We start from the raw sequence: 287 nt of genomic DNA, 5'->3' as shown, positions 1-287 counted from the left end.
CCGCACGGTCTTCTCCGAGCAGCTCCCGCGCAACGTCGACCTCACCGCCCGCGACGCCAAGGCGCAGGTCGCCTTCGACCCCGAGACGGTCGAGGAGTTCCGCCTCATCGGCTACGACAACCGCCGCGTCGCCGACGAGGACTTCCGTGACGACCGGGTCGACGGCGGCGAGGTCGGCCCCGGCCACACCGTCACCGCCCTGTACGCCGTGCGCACCGAGCCCGGCGCCCGCGGCCACCTCGCCACCGCCACCGTCCGCTGGCTCGACCCGGAGACCCGCGACCCGC

1 protein-coding gene is annotated in these 287 nt (G+C 75.3%); it reads left to right on the top strand.

The window, feature by feature from the left end:
* Window positions 1-287, top strand: a 287-nt coding sequence (locus OO68_RS41930) for a VWA domain-containing protein (protein WP_033314767.1), incomplete at both ends; no start/stop codon positions are given.

Source organism: Streptomyces iakyrus (assembly GCF_000717055.1).
GTDB lineage: Bacteria > Actinomycetota > Actinomycetes > Streptomycetales > Streptomycetaceae > Streptomyces > Streptomyces iakyrus.
The sequence above is the reverse complement of the archived record's forward strand: the minus strand, read 5'-3'. Positions and strand labels throughout refer to the sequence as shown.